This window comes from Pseudomonas sp. GW821-FHT02A11 (genome assembly GCF_059421985.1).
This window is the reverse complement of sequence record NZ_JBWKWB010000003.1, coordinates 199,155-213,300: the sequence shown is the minus strand read 5'-3', so window position 1 is coordinate 213,300 and position 14,146 is coordinate 199,155. Positions and strand designations below refer to the sequence as shown.

General features: G+C 55.3%; 19 protein-coding genes. 8 read left to right on the top strand and 11 right to left on the bottom strand.

Annotation, left to right across the window (positions count from 1 at the left end):
- The first annotated feature begins 353 nt into the window (after positions 1-353).
- Both AC07V9_RS06015 and AC07V9_RS06010 read left to right on the top strand, forming a co-directional pair.
- Complete coding sequence (locus AC07V9_RS06015) at positions 354-632, top strand: type II toxin-antitoxin system Phd/YefM family antitoxin (RefSeq protein WP_495014804.1); 279 nt, start codon at positions 354-356, stop codon at positions 630-632.
- Entirely contained in the window at positions 604-912 is a 309-nt protein-coding gene (locus AC07V9_RS06010) for a Txe/YoeB family addiction module toxin (protein WP_495014803.1), read from the top strand. The genes AC07V9_RS06015 and AC07V9_RS06010 overlap by 29 nt, the downstream gene beginning before the upstream one ends.
- A gap of 110 nt (positions 913-1,022) precedes the next feature.
- Here the strand turns inward: AC07V9_RS06010 and AC07V9_RS06005 are convergent, their stop codons facing one another.
- The 11 genes from AC07V9_RS06005 to AC07V9_RS05955 all read right to left on the bottom strand — a co-directional run bounded on the left by AC07V9_RS06005 (position 1,023) and on the right by AC07V9_RS05955 (position 9,999).
- Positions 1,023-1,424 (bottom strand): hypothetical protein, encoded by a 402-nt coding sequence (locus AC07V9_RS06005; protein ID WP_495014802.1) that lies wholly within the window; start codon positions 1,422-1,424, stop codon positions 1,023-1,025.
- Between the two features lie 100 nt (positions 1,425-1,524).
- Positions 1,525-2,778, bottom strand: coding sequence for an HNH endonuclease (locus tag AC07V9_RS06000; RefSeq protein WP_495014801.1), 1,254 nt, complete (start codon positions 2,776-2,778; stop codon positions 1,525-1,527).
- A 146-nt stretch (positions 2,779-2,924) separates the two neighbouring features.
- The gene (locus AC07V9_RS05995) at positions 2,925-3,725 is read right to left on the bottom strand and encodes a hypothetical protein (protein ID WP_495014800.1); all 801 of its coding nucleotides are present in this window, start codon (positions 3,723-3,725) and stop codon (positions 2,925-2,927) included.
- A 133-nt stretch (positions 3,726-3,858) separates the two neighbouring features.
- The gene (locus AC07V9_RS05990; RefSeq protein WP_495014799.1) at positions 3,859-4,593 is read right to left on the bottom strand and encodes a hypothetical protein; all 735 of its coding nucleotides are present in this window, start codon (positions 4,591-4,593) and stop codon (positions 3,859-3,861) included.
- Between the two features lie 157 nt (positions 4,594-4,750).
- Positions 4,751-5,029 (bottom strand): hypothetical protein, encoded by a 279-nt coding sequence (locus AC07V9_RS05985; RefSeq protein WP_495014798.1) that lies wholly within the window; start codon positions 5,027-5,029, stop codon positions 4,751-4,753.
- Positions 5,030-5,048: 19 nt separating this feature from the next.
- A complete protein-coding gene (locus AC07V9_RS05980) occupies positions 5,049-6,215 on the bottom strand; it encodes an ATP-binding protein (protein ID WP_495014797.1) in 1,167 nt (388 codons plus the stop codon).
- A gap of 143 nt (positions 6,216-6,358) precedes the next feature.
- On the bottom strand, positions 6,359-6,847 hold the full coding sequence (locus tag AC07V9_RS05975; protein WP_495014796.1) for a hypothetical protein: 489 nt from the start codon (positions 6,845-6,847) through the stop codon (positions 6,359-6,361).
- A complete protein-coding gene (locus AC07V9_RS05970; RefSeq protein ID WP_495014795.1) occupies positions 6,847-7,416 on the bottom strand; it encodes a hypothetical protein in 570 nt (189 codons plus the stop codon). The genes AC07V9_RS05975 and AC07V9_RS05970 overlap by 1 nt, the downstream gene beginning before the upstream one ends.
- Positions 7,417-7,785: 369 nt before the next feature.
- Positions 7,786-8,298 (bottom strand): hypothetical protein, encoded by a 513-nt coding sequence (locus tag AC07V9_RS05965; RefSeq protein ID WP_495014794.1) that lies wholly within the window; start codon positions 8,296-8,298, stop codon positions 7,786-7,788.
- 100 nt (positions 8,299-8,398) lie between these two features.
- Positions 8,399-9,436, bottom strand: coding sequence for a hypothetical protein (locus AC07V9_RS05960; RefSeq protein ID WP_495014793.1), 1,038 nt, complete (start codon positions 9,434-9,436; stop codon positions 8,399-8,401).
- A 263-nt stretch (positions 9,437-9,699) separates the two neighbouring features.
- The gene (locus AC07V9_RS05955; RefSeq protein ID WP_495014792.1) at positions 9,700-9,999 is read right to left on the bottom strand and encodes a hypothetical protein; all 300 of its coding nucleotides are present in this window, start codon (positions 9,997-9,999) and stop codon (positions 9,700-9,702) included.
- 243 nt (positions 10,000-10,242) lie between these two features.
- On the opposite strand from AC07V9_RS05955, the gene AC07V9_RS05950 reads away from it, so the two are divergent.
- From AC07V9_RS05950 to AC07V9_RS05925, 6 genes are all read left to right on the top strand, one after another.
- The gene (locus AC07V9_RS05950; protein ID WP_495014791.1) at positions 10,243-10,422 is read left to right on the top strand and encodes a hypothetical protein; all 180 of its coding nucleotides are present in this window, start codon (positions 10,243-10,245) and stop codon (positions 10,420-10,422) included.
- Positions 10,423-10,522: 100 nt separating this feature from the next.
- Positions 10,523-10,753 (top strand): hypothetical protein, encoded by a 231-nt coding sequence (locus AC07V9_RS05945; protein ID WP_495014790.1) that lies wholly within the window; start codon positions 10,523-10,525, stop codon positions 10,751-10,753.
- Between the two features lie 198 nt (positions 10,754-10,951).
- Entirely contained in the window at positions 10,952-11,689 is a 738-nt protein-coding gene (locus tag AC07V9_RS05940; protein WP_495014789.1) for a hypothetical protein, read from the top strand.
- A 653-nt stretch (positions 11,690-12,342) separates the two neighbouring features.
- Positions 12,343-12,711 (top strand): nitroreductase family protein, encoded by a 369-nt coding sequence (locus AC07V9_RS05935; protein WP_495014788.1) that lies wholly within the window; start codon positions 12,343-12,345, stop codon positions 12,709-12,711.
- Between the two features lie 45 nt (positions 12,712-12,756).
- Positions 12,757-12,996 (top strand): hypothetical protein, encoded by a 240-nt coding sequence (locus AC07V9_RS05930; protein ID WP_495014787.1) that lies wholly within the window; start codon positions 12,757-12,759, stop codon positions 12,994-12,996.
- 11 nt (positions 12,997-13,007) lie between these two features.
- Complete coding sequence (locus AC07V9_RS05925; RefSeq protein WP_495014786.1) at positions 13,008-13,460, top strand: hypothetical protein; 453 nt, start codon at positions 13,008-13,010, stop codon at positions 13,458-13,460.
- Positions 13,461-14,146 lie beyond the last annotated feature (686 nt).

The following is a 14,146-nucleotide window of genomic DNA, read 5'->3' as shown; positions in this document are numbered from 1 at the left end:
GCTTGAGCTGTTGCTCACAATGGAGAGAAGTTTCAAGGCAGAATCAGCGTGCCACCACCCACTCCCGAATACACCCGTTTGGAGGTATCTAGGGCCACCCATCAGAAGATCTGAAATCTGAGGGCTTCAATGTTTACTGAGTCGTACCACGTTCTGTACAATGGCAGCGTTGCATGTAGCAACGGCCCGACCGCCTAGCGCTAAAGCGGTCAGCCATCGAATTACTAACACGTCGACTCTCAGCGTTCGGATTCGAGCTGAGGGTACGGACATAGAAACAACACACTGCCCTGGCAGCGAAAGCTGCGGTTTAGGGCCACCTGCTCCGGGCTGTGCCTGGAAAGGAAATAGATATGCACGTACTGACTTTTAGCCAGGCCCGCGCCGAACTAAAGCAGACAATGGATGACGTTTGCCGGGACCATGAGCCCGCCGTAATCACGCGCCAGCGTGGCGAATCCGTAGTGATGCTCTCGCTTGAGGATTACAACGGTATGCAAGAGACCATGTATCTTCTGGGCTCGACCAAAAACGCCGCACGGCTACGCTCATCCATTGCTCAGCTCCGGGACGGAAAGGCCGTATCCAGGGATTTAGCAATCAATGAACAACAAGCAGAAGCAACGCAATAAGACCCACGCCCGCGAAAGCGTAAGCGTCAACTTCACCGACCCCGGTTGGGAAGATTACTGCTACTGGCAGACAGCTGACCTCGGCATTCTCGCCAGCATCAACCGCTTGATCGAAGAATGCCTCCGCAACCCCTTCATCGGAACCGGTAAGCCTGAGATGCTGAAAGGCGATCTCTCTGGTTTATGGTCCCGCCGCATCACCCGTGAGCACCGCTTGGTCTACTTCTATGAAGGCGGTGTGTTGACCATCCTCCAATGCCGCTACCACTACGACGACTGATAGGATCGGTGATTTAGCTTGCGTGTGCGAAATCCTTCACTGAAGGCCGGCGCGTTTCTGCCGGACAACAAAAGGGCCGCTGTGCGGCCCTTTTGTTGTTTGTTCGTGCGTTACCGCCTGGCAGTCTCGCCGACGGATCTTGCCAGTCTTTGCACGTCAACAGGGCTGGCTTCGCCGCCGAGCTGCCTGGATTCGTCAAAGACCGTTTGAAGTAGCGCCTTGCTCGTCTTCGGGCCGAACTTGAACTCGGTTTGCTTGAGGATTACCACTCCGCACAGGGGATTTAAAAAATAGAGCCCGAACGGTCCCGCTGTTATGAAATAGCCTGCCGTCAGGCCAAGCATTGCGCCCACTGTTCCGTAGGCCTCCTTGAGCTGTAAGCAGGGGTAGAGAAGCAAAAGGAGTGTTGTAGCCGCCCCGAAAAGAGCAAGTCGATTTGTGTCGAGCTGATACAGCGCTACAACCCCGTTCAGATACCACCGCTGAGGGGAGGTTAGATCTTTGAGTTGCATGTATTGATCCGAAGGATGTGGATGGAATGACCGAAAACGCACTCTTGTAAGTCATCCCCTAAGCCCCTGCAATCCAAAACACCCCTACCAAATCTGTCGCTCAGTCCTTAGCTGAAGTTATCTTGAAGGCTTGGTGATGCGCCTCGATGAATAAGACCCTCGGCTTAGGACTGAAGCTAAACAGGCGTTTACCGTGAAATCCCTGGTAAACCGGGTCGTCGACCGTGCTGGCCACAACCACGGTGAATGTGGCTGGGTCGATCGTCACCAGGTGAGCATCAAAGAGCCTGTGCAAGTCGACTCGCAACAGCAGTCCGTTGGTGACGTCGTTTGAATGATCCCCGCGGTAGGGAATGATGTGTGCTGCCTCGAGCAGGGTGTCGACCCTGCAGCCGGATATGCAGCACGCGCCGCCATAACGCTCTAGCATCGCTGCCCGAAAGTTGCCTTGGCCAGGCCGGATAACCGATGCCTGGGTGCGCACCGTCCGACGATCGGCTTTCAGGAGCGCCAGCTCTACGGCGGGTGAGGGCGCAGGTGCCACATTCTCAAGTGGAAGGGAGTCTTCCAGCTCGATAATCAAATCGTGCTGCAGCATCCGCAGATAACTGGGCTTCTCAGGTGCCTGGGCGTTGAGCGATCGGAGGATAGCCAATGTCTCGGCTGCAGCTTCAAGCGAGGCGAAACTCTCAGGCCGGTTTGCCCATGCAGATTTGAGCTCGTCGATGGTGAGCTCGCCGATATGTGCGAGCGCCAGGCTGGGTGGCTCAGAGGTATCTGCTGGCTCTGAGTCGTTTGCTGCCTCGACAATCAAGTGCTCCGCCTGAACTGCCGGTTCATGATTGTCTGAAACGGTGAACAGGGCTACAACGTCTGGATGGTCCAGATAGGCCGTTGCGCCAAGGTAGAACTCATCCTCCTCATTCAGCACCCTGACCAGCGCCAGTAACTCGGCTGCGGCCTCAACCGACCCGCAACATTGGGAGCGAAGCTGCCATGCCAGTTTCAGGTCCTCAGTTGTGAAATCAAGGAGATCATCGGCCTCAAGGGCGTAAAGATAGCCGGGGATCTCCTGTGGTTCTGCTGCTCCAGGAAACGCTGCGTAAAACAGGCCGAGAGCAGGAAGCTCGCTGAGGTCACCCTCCAACGCTTCGGACAGTAGGACATGCCCGTTCTTGTCCCATTCGGAGTAGAGGTGATCGATCTTGGCGTCAGCGTCATCTTGAACATAAGAAGTGAATTCTTCGACGTGCTGAACCCACCTGCGGTACCCGCCCCAGTCCGCCCGCGAACTGCCTGGCTTGTAGGTTTTTCGAGTGGGCTTGGCCCGCAGCCGAGCGACCGGTGTACTCATGTGGTCCATCACTTAAGGAATGCTTAGAGTTTTGGGGATCGTATATCAGAAATGTACCCTGGTGCTGTCGGTAAGCCGTCGCTCGGTCAGAGGGGGACCCGCCTATGGGTACGGCATGGCCCCACTCTTGATCCTACACACTGTCCTTAGTCGTACTGAGGACCAACCAAGAATCCATCCTCTGTCATTGGCCTCCAAGGCTCGACAACGAATTGAGCTTTTGGCCCGTCGGCGTTGGGGTACTTGGCCCTGAAAATTAGGTTGTGGCGCTGCAGGATCAGTGCAGCTGCCTCAGATAGCCCCCAATGCGAGGGATCGCATGGGATGCCACCGTACGTTGCGTAAGGGTCAACACTTCCGTATCGCAGCGCTCTGTCCCAACAGCCGAAGGTAACAAGGACGTCTGGGGCATCGAGCTCTGCGTAATAGCCGAACTTCCCGATTGGGCACAGTGAAAACTCAAATTCGGGGTGGAGTCGCTTCAATGCAATGAGGGTGCGCTGCGTCTGCAGCGGCACATCCCGCCCATGCTTATCAGCAATTTCAGCTTGCGCTTTCTTGAAGGCGTCCAGCATCCCCTGAAAGGTCGCACACATTTCCCGGGCGGCTGGCTCATCCAAGCAGGTATGAACCTGCAGCGGACTCTGAGAGGCACCTTCAACTAAACCGATCACGCGCCAATACACGCCGCCGAAGGCGCCGCCGATCCCATCCATCGCTGCGTATTCGACGCCTTCATCCTGAATTAGGATCAGACTGATTGTCGGGTCGGGGATGTAATTGGTCTTGGAGATGTTCGCCAGGATTTCTCCGTTTTGGCGCGGATCAATCGGCAGGTATTGCTCCCCGTTTGGCAGCTGGATGCGGATGCAGCGCTGTACATCGAAAGCGGTGATGCTGGGTGAGAATTGAACGCCCATAAAGTGCCCGGTTGGTTTGAGATTCATGTGGACCAGTTTGGTGGTCGACCCGACGTGGCAGAAGCTTTGTCTGAGATTGAGCGCCCTCGAATCCTCACTTTGGAATTGTGTGCCGACCGGTGGGCCAGTCGGCGGGGGCGGCGCTCAATGGGTGCCCGTTTTATGCAACCTGCGTCGAGGTTTCGAACTCGCCGAAGAAGTGATTCACCACTTCAAGATGGTTTGGCTCCGTGCAGCACACCTTCTCTTGCCAGATGGCAACCTCACCACCGAACAACGTCTTGAAGCCATTTGCCCGCTGTTCATCACTCATGTCCTGATCGCCGTTGATGATCAGAACCTTGGCAGGTTTATCGCCCCACACGCCCTGCACGATGCCATCGGTAACGTCGACCACGATGCGAGGAGCCACCCCGGCGACGTTGGCCGCTGAGTTCTTCTTTTGGTTGCTGGCGTCCAGCATCAGCTGGAAGGCGCTGAGAGTGCTGCGCACGAAGCTCTCGTCGCTGTTGACGGTAAGCTGCACAGCTTCGGTGGGCGCATTGGAGAGATAGCCCACCACCCGCCAGCAGACTCCGCCGTAGGAGCCATCAGAGAAGATGTAGCTATGGTCTTCTACAGGCGCATTCGACGCCAGGGAATACAGCTCACCATCCACGATGTCCAGCGCAGCAGTGTGCACGCCATCAATTTCGATCTGGATCAGACTGAGGCGCGAGTAGTTGTCGCCCCAAAGGCAATCGTCACCAGCGACGGGGCCGAGGATGTCTTCGCACTGGCGCGGGTCGACTGCACTACAGTGCTCGCCGTTCTCGGTCACGATGCGGATGCAGCGCTGAATCTCGAACTTGGTGAAGTGCAGGGGAGCGGGGGCGATGATTGCAGTGTTGGTCATTGGCCTGTCCTTAATGATGCTGTGATTTGATGAGCATCATCAGGGGCGAATGGCCGTGGCAGAATCCTTCTCAGCCTTTGCAGCCGTGGGCCCGGGAGAAACCTGCAAGGACAGATGAATCCTTGCAGTGATTTTCTCAGGCCGGGAATTAACTTGATCAGTTCTGAACCTTGGCCAGACACAGCCGCTGGGTGTCGCGGTCCCGGATGGAGTAACAGGTCGACCGTTGCCCCTTGGTTTCTGCCAGGCACAGCTGCTTGCTGTCGTGATCCTGGATCGAATAGCACCGGGACGATTCACCCTTCACCGATGCGAGACAATAGCGCTGCTTGTCCTTGTCCTGTATCGAATAGCACTGGCTGCTGGCGTCTGCGAGTGCAAGAGCGGGCAGCGCAGCCAGGCAAGCAATTGTTGTGATCCTGGAGATCCATTTCATCGACGTTGTCCTTTGGTCGTTATGAGCGCGGCGTGGTTCGTGTCAGCCATTCGGCAATCGAGGAATCCTCAAGCGCATACTCGCCGCGGTTGGCCTTCCAGACCAGCTCCTTTTCTCGAAGCACGTCTAAGGCTTTCTGAACGCTGGGGGTCGATGCGTTAGGTTCGGCCTGGGCAAGTTCCAGTTTGCGATTGACGTCCTGAAACGTCTGCTCTGAAAACGGCGCGAAAATCTGTTTGTTGACTGCTCGTTCAGCCATGACCACGAGAACGGCTTGCTGCAACGGGGATAGATCGTTGTAGGCGCTCTCGTAGTCGCTCCACACACCAGCCTGGTGATTGAGGGCTCCGGTGCGGAGTAGCTCCCCCAGATTGCTTGCTTCGCCAAGACCGACGCTGACCTCTGTCAGCAGCTGGTTCAACATCTCTGGTCGATGGCCTACTAGGTCAAACGCGTGCGCCAGGTCCTCCACATGGAACTGATTGGTGTCGGCCAGTCGCCCATTCCACACCTGGGTTGCAAATGCCACGTAGTCCTTCCCCAAAAGAGGGAATGGAGTGATGTTCGCGCCAAAGAATGGCTGTTTGCTCTTGAGCACCAAGTTAGCGAGTTTGTCCCGGCTTGAACCCGTGAAGACAAGGCGCAGACCGTCTTCCTGCAGCCCGCTGTTCAGGTGATCACGCGCGGCTTTGAGGGCGAACATGGTGTTCAGGCCGCTCTCGCTGTTCAATGCGTGCTGGGCTTCATCAATGATCAGCACGATCAGTTTGTCGGAGACCTCGTGGAGAACCTCCAAGGCTTTGGCCAGGGTAGTGCCCGGCGGCAGCTGAGGCTTCGTGAAGTCCCAGCTGAGGGTTCGCAGTAGGTTGATCTTCTCGATCCCTAGATTGCGAGCCGCTTTGCCTACAGAGCTTTGAAATTCGCCCAAGGCGGTGCCGATCGCGCCAGCAATGAGTTCGGCCGGGTCGGTATCGCGGTTGGCCCAGAGGTCGACGTACACGGCGAGCCATCCTCGCTTCTCGCACTCGGGTATGAAGTCGTTCCGCAGGAACGTGCTCTTGCCGGTGCGGCGGGGCGCTGCCAGGAAAAGACCTGAGCTATAATCGACAAAGGATTCACCGGCGACATCGCGTGCCAATGACTCGGCCAGCGCAGGCCGTTGGAAGATAGGTCGCTTGGATGACATGGAATATCCTCAAATATCCGACTGACTATAATCTATAGTGTAGCGGATATTTTCAGATAGGCGAATCTGATCCGGAGGTTGTCCAAGTTGCTGGCCACAAATAAGCCCGGGCTATGCCGGGCCAGTCTGCCAAGCCTGAACAGTCATTCCAGGCGCTGAACGCCTACACCAACCTTTCTCACGAACCGCCGGATCACCCACCGGGGCAAGAATCGAACCTGTCGCTGCTGCATGTCAGATTCCATCAGTGATAACACCTCAGAAACGAGCAGTGGCATCCGATCCTCGGAATGCATCGCGCGAACAATCCGCTTGTCTTGGTAGAGGTGAGCTGTCACCTGCTTGACCAGTTTCGCGCGTGGATCTTCCGGCGTAATCGCCAAGGGGAGGCCGTTGATTTGCATCATCCGGATGTCGCCTGGAAACTGCTCAAGCCTCTTCACAGCCCTAGGATTGAAGCGCAGTTTGAAGTAATCACCGTCAACATGGTGTTTCTTCAAGATCGCTACACAAGTCGTGCATTCCCCAGTCAGGTGGATTTTCTCCTTAGCCAAGAACTGGACGATCCCATGAAGAGCAAATAAAGGCTGCGAACCATTCGCATACCCTTCCAACTTGTAGAGGGAGCCCATCATTTAAACCGGTGCATGGAGTTCTGTGTCGCGCCGGAAGTCTCTGCCATAGCCTGCCAAAGCCGAGAGCCCAGTTCAGACTGTACCACCGGCTCCAAAATACCTCCGTGGCTATTCAGCTCGAGTACGCCCAGCTTTCGAAGGGCCGCCATGGATGACGCCGAGTGTTTGTCGACCGGCATGAAGCACCGCGTCACGATGGCCCAAGCATCGTAGTGCTCGCCAAGGGGCAGTTCCCATCGGCGGTCACCATCCTGGTAGTGAAAAACGAAAGAATTGCCAACAACCTGGATAAATTCTGGCGCGAGCGACGGTACCGACCGAGACTCTGGCAGCTGGAATACCTTTACGGTGCTCTGCACGGCCCGAAGACGATTGTCAGCGTCCTTGCGCGTCATACCCGACAGCACGATTGGGTTGAGCGTTTCGGAAACGATGTCAACGACGATGCGATCTTTGCGAGTACCGGCCCGATAGAATTCCAGGCTTAGGGATTCGTCAGCGGTCAGCGAGGCAAAGTCTCGTCCGTTGAGAGCGAGGACACGCTCAACACTTGGGGAAGGGATCATGACTGGTCCTTGTGAGAGTCGTGAAGACGGGGTGTTATTTGTCCCGGCCTGTGCCTGGCGCAGCTTCAGCGAACGTAATGTGCTCAGGAGACAAGTGCATCGAAGCAGCCACGGTCTGTTCGATTGACGGAAGAGATGATTTACCTTTCCCCGATCCCAGCGCATGTGTAGGCAGCACCATCGTTACTGGTTCCCCAGCAGCGGTTTTCATTGTTAATTCTTGCATCATTCATCCTCTGGAAGTGAAGCCTTGATCGGCGGTAGGGTTGAAATGAGCTGATCAGGGTAGGTGGCGATTGTAACCGGCACCTACCGCCCTGAATCGAAGTGGAGCCTCCGGAAATTCCAGCTGGTGCTTCGCTGCTGGGGTTACGATCCGTTGAGCTTATTCGATGTCTCGCCTACCGGCACCTCGATCCAGCGAGTGCCCTCACTGCTTCGATGGGCCTTAATTAGTCGGCTACCGCTTTCCAAGATGAAGCGGTCAGGTAGTTCGTAAACATTGTGGCCAACGATGATCATTTCTTTGGCTATTTCAGGTGGCCGGCCAATGAAGCAAACTGCTTGTGGTTCGCCGTACTCGCCTCGAAAAATGCGGCGGGCAACAGTCTGGTCAGGCTGATCTCTTGATTCGAGATAGACGATTTCATCCTTTGCAAACGGAATGGATGCAGTGTCCTCGACCTTGATTGGATTCGACCGGGCTTCTTCCCGCTCCTCTGCAAGTCTGCGCTCAGTCGCATAAGCCGCCGACAAAATAGCGCTTAACGATTCCAGCAGTTGGGCCTTTGCGGCCTCATCGGTGAGGCGTGGAAACAGTCCCTCGCTGATCCCTTTTTCAAGAGCGTCATTTAGGGCTGCATCTGAAAATTTTGAAGCCACAAGGTCACCTTCTAAGCAATGGGGTGATGTCTGGACGAATGGGGAGGTCCAGCGACTGATCACCCGCATTATAACCAGTCACTGGGCGTACGGCCGGCGATCAGCCTGCTAGAAGTTCCAGTTGAGCGACTGGGGCGCTTTTGAACTCCGGAATCAACCACTTGGTGTTCAGTTCAGGGAGTGCGGTGACGGAATACAGGGTGTCTTCATCCTGCGGCACATTGAAGTGCAGCTCGTCACCGTGCTTGGAAGGGTTCACCTTCACCAGCAAAGCACTGACGCTGCTCTGTTGATACTTCTCGACCGGGAGGCTTTGATCGAAAACAACCATGACGCCTTGAGGGGAAAGCATTGGGGCGGCGTGGATGGCATCACGGAGTGCTTTGATACGACTGCGGTAGCTGCCTGGCTCGCGCATCTCCGCTTCCCAAAGATCGCGCACGAATTGGCCGATGATGCTGTAAGCCCAGCCCGAGCTGCGCCAGCTGCCGTCAGCTTGCTGCATCAGAATGTTCTCGTTCGACTGGCTGACTCGCAGGCAGCGCGGGGACAGTACCTCGTAGCGCTTTGCTTTTGGGGGCTGATAGCCAAGAGACTCGTCGCGGTGGCTGAAGGTAGGCAGATGGGTGCTCTTGATGATGTTCCAGGCCTGCTTGATCTCGCCATTGAAGATCGCGCTCAACAGCTTGCTGTCTTCATAGAGAGTGACGGTGATAGGTGCGCCAGCTGTCAACGCTGCAGCCTCTGATTCGTATCCGAGGGACAGCATGGCGGGCTGGACCACCTCCATGTCCTTGCTGGTGAGTGTGGCGGACCATCCCTCGCTTACCTGAATGGTCAACGACAAGTCGTGCATAGCTACGGGGCTTGCCAATTCCTTCAACCAGCCACCCACGTGGCTCTCAGGGGTAATGTAGCGACCACCGGTGCCCTGCAGCATCCCGCCCTCGCACGCCGAGGCAATCCCGAAGATGCGCTTCATCATCACTTCGATACCGCCGATGGCACGAGCGCACCAGTTGGGCGTATGGGGATAGCAGTTCTTTTCATAGGACTGCTCCCACATGATGTAGCAGGGTTGGCCATCGGTGTCGCGGAATGCGCTGATCAGCTTGCCGGTAGAGACTGTAGAACCCATGAGTGTCGCTCCTGTGTACGTTAGGGCTTGATTCGATGGGTTCAGTATCCTGGCGGTCTGAGTGTGGCAGAACCACCTTGATCGGCAGCTTTTGGTGCTGCATTTGAAGATTGAGTTCTGGACCTTGGCATTCAATGCTGGATGGGGCTGCTCGGAATTGCACCTTAAAAGAGGCCCAGCGATTGCTGGGCCTTGGGGGATGTATGGTTAAGAAAGTGGACTATTCCTTCCCCACCTTAAAGCGCTCAATCAACTCAACAGCCTTAGCTGACGCCGATTCGATCATGCGTAGCAAGGATCAAGAATTCACAGTCGGTAAATGCCAGCAGATGTGGGGCGGAAAGGCCCATTACCCGGATCTGGTTCGTTTGGTTGTTCCAAAGGGTCAAGCTCTTGCAGTGGCTCAAAAGATTCTGCGCGAGTTGGAACATGCAAAGTCCGACCAAACCCACTTGGGCGAAATCGCGCTTTTCGGCCACCTCGAAGAACTCGACGCCGAGTAATTGGAAACCGCCAACCACCAAGCCCGCCCCGTGCGGGCTCAGACCGTAGGACAGGGACACCTTTCGCTCCCTAGGTTGGAGCAGGAAAATCCACTGCACCCTCGACCGGCCAGAATGCAGAGTTCAACCTGGAGACTCATCTAAGTTTGGAAACTTGACGTGGAATATCAACCAAGCAGGCGAAGCCTACTTGGCCGGATGACGATCAGGGGCTGGTGGCACGCGCCGGAAAGGCCGAAGATGGACTTGCATTCCCGGCAACCCGTGAGCCGAGAGGCCTTACAATCTACATAGGAAATCGCCATGACTACAGACAGGCCGAGCGTTGCTCAAAGTGCCATAAATCGCTGGAACGCTGGGGCTGATGAGTTCAATCAGTGGGACGCCTTGGGACAGGATGAGAAAGATGAACTCATCGAAGCAGAGAAGGAGCGACTGGCCAGCACCGATCGCCTAAGCGTTGATTCAGGCATCGTCCAGTAACACGGAAATTGCACTGCTCAACCACCCCGCCTGGGAGCGGGCTTTTGCAACACCTGAGCAAAGATTTTGTACCCTCGAAAATTCATTGATGGAGATTGATATGGCACCGAGTAATGAGCGAATTTGCTTATATTTCCTAACGATGCTGTTGACCGGAGTGGAGATTATTCCAGGTATCTCCGGCCAACCCAAACTGTTAGCCGCGTTGACGGTGTTTGTCTTCGTTTCTTCGGCCTGGCTTTTCATGGACGGTCTGCTCTCCGCAATGCGTCCGGAACAGTCGAAAGATGATCTGCCCTCCGACGCCACAGCGGCTGCATCCAAGCCGTAGGAAAGTTGGTGCACCCTTAACCCTTGAGGTTGAGGGCTACTGTAAAACCAAGGCGTGGGTTTTCGCGTCAGGCAGAGTTAGGAATTTACTGCTATCCGACCTCGTGCCGATAAACGTAGGCTTACAACTTGTTTGATACCACCGGGCTTAAGGCAGAGTTAAGCCTGGAGACTCTGCTAGCCAACTTTGGGATGGATTATGAATAAACTGAGTATGTCGATGCTCTATGTGCTGACAGCTTTTTCCGCAGTTTCTGGATGTTCTACATCTATCCAACGGGCACCGGAGATTGATCTCGTCCAGAATGTTCCAACCTCCGAGGTTGATGCCGAACAGCCTTCCCGCAATACGTATGAGTCCGAAGTGATCTCCACGGTAGGTTATCAAGTGACCTATATCGAAAAACTTCATCCGGGCTCTGAGGGTATGTCTGATCAGGCGATTGCATGGTCAAAGCAATTTGGAACTTATGACGAATTGCAGAAGAGTGTGTCTTTGGAGACCGGCAAGGTATGGGTCGGCACGATCGTCACCAAAGGAGAAGACGGAAAGTGCACTGCAAACACCACATTCATTGCGTCTGCACCAGAGGTCGGCGCGCCACGAATGCAAACTGAAAAAGTCGCCATACCTTGCTCCGAGCCTGCCCTGTCGCAGGTTGGCAGCAACAGTAATCCGGCCGATTTCGGTCGTTTTGCTGGCGATGAACTGAAGCCCAGGACGACTATTACCAGCTCATTCTATTCCGATGGGGGCGCAGCGCATTTCGTCACTCGCTTGCTCTACGCGGATGGTCGTGAGAAGGAATGCGTCTACGAGATGACCGGACAGAACGCCACTCTGGTGAAGAGCCAGTTTAAACCGCAAAGCCGGATTTGTTATCCAGCACACACGTTTGTTCGAGATCGAGCTGGACCATATACCCATAACTCCTGATTGGCGCAGCCAGTTGAATTGACGGAAAGGCGCCGCGCGATTGGTTTGCATCGAAACCTCTTGGCAATGATCATGCCCATCCGTTAGGACTCAGGTCCGGAGCAGATAGGAACCGAAACCCATGCAAGAGCCATGGATTGATCGCCGCTGTTGTGACTGGGACACTTTTCTTGACAGCTTGTTGGCAGCTGCGCATCGCATGAAATTTCCACTGCTATTGGTGGATCGGTGCGAAGCGCGACGGTATTGGCGGCGATACAGCTGCACAGGGGCCGAAGTCATCCGGACGCAGCGTGCACGCGAGATGAATGCAGCGCTTTACAACGGTTACGGCGAGCCGCCGAGCACGGGAGACGACGGGGATAACGGGAAAGGTCCTCGAAGTCCCGTTGGCCCATCGCCTATCCGCCCACACACTTTGGTTTAGCAGTAAAGGTGCCGGTGTATGACAGTCGAGACGTGTCTGTATGTATCCCTTGGACTTATTGTGATGATTGGTGTGTTTGACCTCGGCTTCCGCTTCGGAAAGCTGCAGGCTATGAAAGAAGTACAATCCAGTTCTACCTTTCGGCTGGCAGTGTTTGCGAGTGGGCCAGAGTCAGAGCTCGAACGGCTTGTATCCACCGATGCGACACGAAAGTAGGGAAATAACGATGAATGAAAAACATCAAGATCAGCTTCGAGAGATGGCGAAGGCGCTTCCCTCTGGTTCGACCATGCGCCTTCACGACGTTGCGATAGGGCCACTCCCAGGGCAGCGTGTCACAGTTGTGATATTGGCCGACAAAGATGCCGTACCGGATGGCGTAGACCTCACCTTAGCAGCAGCCCACAAGCTGCTTGAGGCACATGATCTAGGCACCACTGTAAGCTCTCCAGCAGTGGTTGGCGTTCGTTCGGTGAATACCCGTAAGGTCGATTTTGCCCGGGCGCTGATGCTGCAAAGGTCGCCTGAGGCACCGGTTACGATCCTCGAGGCTGTACCGGAATTTGAACTCAATTTCCCAGCTCAGGGAACGTAGGAAAATACCCGTGTACTCACTCCATTTGAGCCTTGGATACGCCTCATGACCACTATTTTGAATTCAACAATGCGTGTGCTGTTTCCCACAGCTTTCTTCATCGTCGCTTCTGCGGGAATGTTGTTTTGGGTTAACCATTCAGCAGAACAGAAGGCTAAACAAATCGCTGAGCGTGACGCGCGGTGTTCTCAATTCAGCGATACGAACAGCCTGTTTTTCAAGGGTGACCGGGATTGCGTGGGCTGGAAGCGTAAGACAGACATCCCATTGCCAATTGAAGCCTAAAGGTTGAGTGAATGAACAGAACTGAGATGATGGGTCGGATTCCACACTCCATTGGACTTGAGCCTCTTGTGGGTAGCTACTATGCCGTTGAGTGCACTGTCTGCGGGTGGGTGGGCAGCTCGGAAGTGCTGACTGACGATTGCCAATGTACTCAGGATGCAGGCGATCGGTTCTGCCTGGGCGATACCGAAGAAATCGGAACAGAGAGGCTGCTTGGCATTGTTCAAGCCATGAATCGCCGTGACGCCGATGCACAACAGGCCAGCCATCGACTAACCGCGCATACCAATGAGACTGAAAAGTACCTGGACGCAGCAGCCGAGCTCTTGGGCGAAATCGTCCAGAAGGGGCAGGCCTATATTGAGTGTGCTAACAAGATGAGTCCAACTGGTCAGAGGGTTGCTGCCGTTCTCGATTATGTAGCGCAGTTCCAGCCCGAGCCGCTCATGGCTGAGCCCGAGTAAGTGCCCGGTAGCGAGCGGCGATGGCGAGAGTTTCGTCCCAGTAGCTGGACACGGAGCGATTTGGCTGCGGCATCACAGCCCCATGGTCCTGACGACCAGCCCGAGGCGGAATACTGGTTGGCCTGGTCACCTTACATCACCGGCGATAGAAGCGACCCAGGTCATCCCGATCAGGTAATGCGCCGGCGTTTTAAAACTAAAGAGGCGGCCATGGCCTACGTCGACAAGACGTGGCCTCTCTAAAGGGAACATACCCAGTTCAGCCAATCGAGCGGTTGAGCCCGGCCGCCCTGCCTGTCGCTACGCCGCCAAAAATGCGCAACTGCTGCTTGAATCCCGAAACTCGGAAGTTACCCTCTTTAGAGACTCTGAGACTCAAAATCGGAGTCGACCACCGGGAATGAATACCTGACTTCGGATTGGAAGGAGATGCAGCATGTCATGGGCTGATCGGGCAGCGCCAATTGTCGCTGAAGTCATCAGGCGAGTAGGGCGGAGCAATATGACGGTGCTTCGCAAAGAGCTTGCGCATGCGTACCCCTGGGGCGACCGAGCAAATGCGCCGTACAAAGCTTGGCGAGCTGAAGTAAAGCGTCAGTTGGGGCACGGATTGCAGAGGCCACGATTTGATCCGCAGAACCCTCAGATGGATGCATTTGATTGAAGCAGCAGGGCATGCCGGCTCT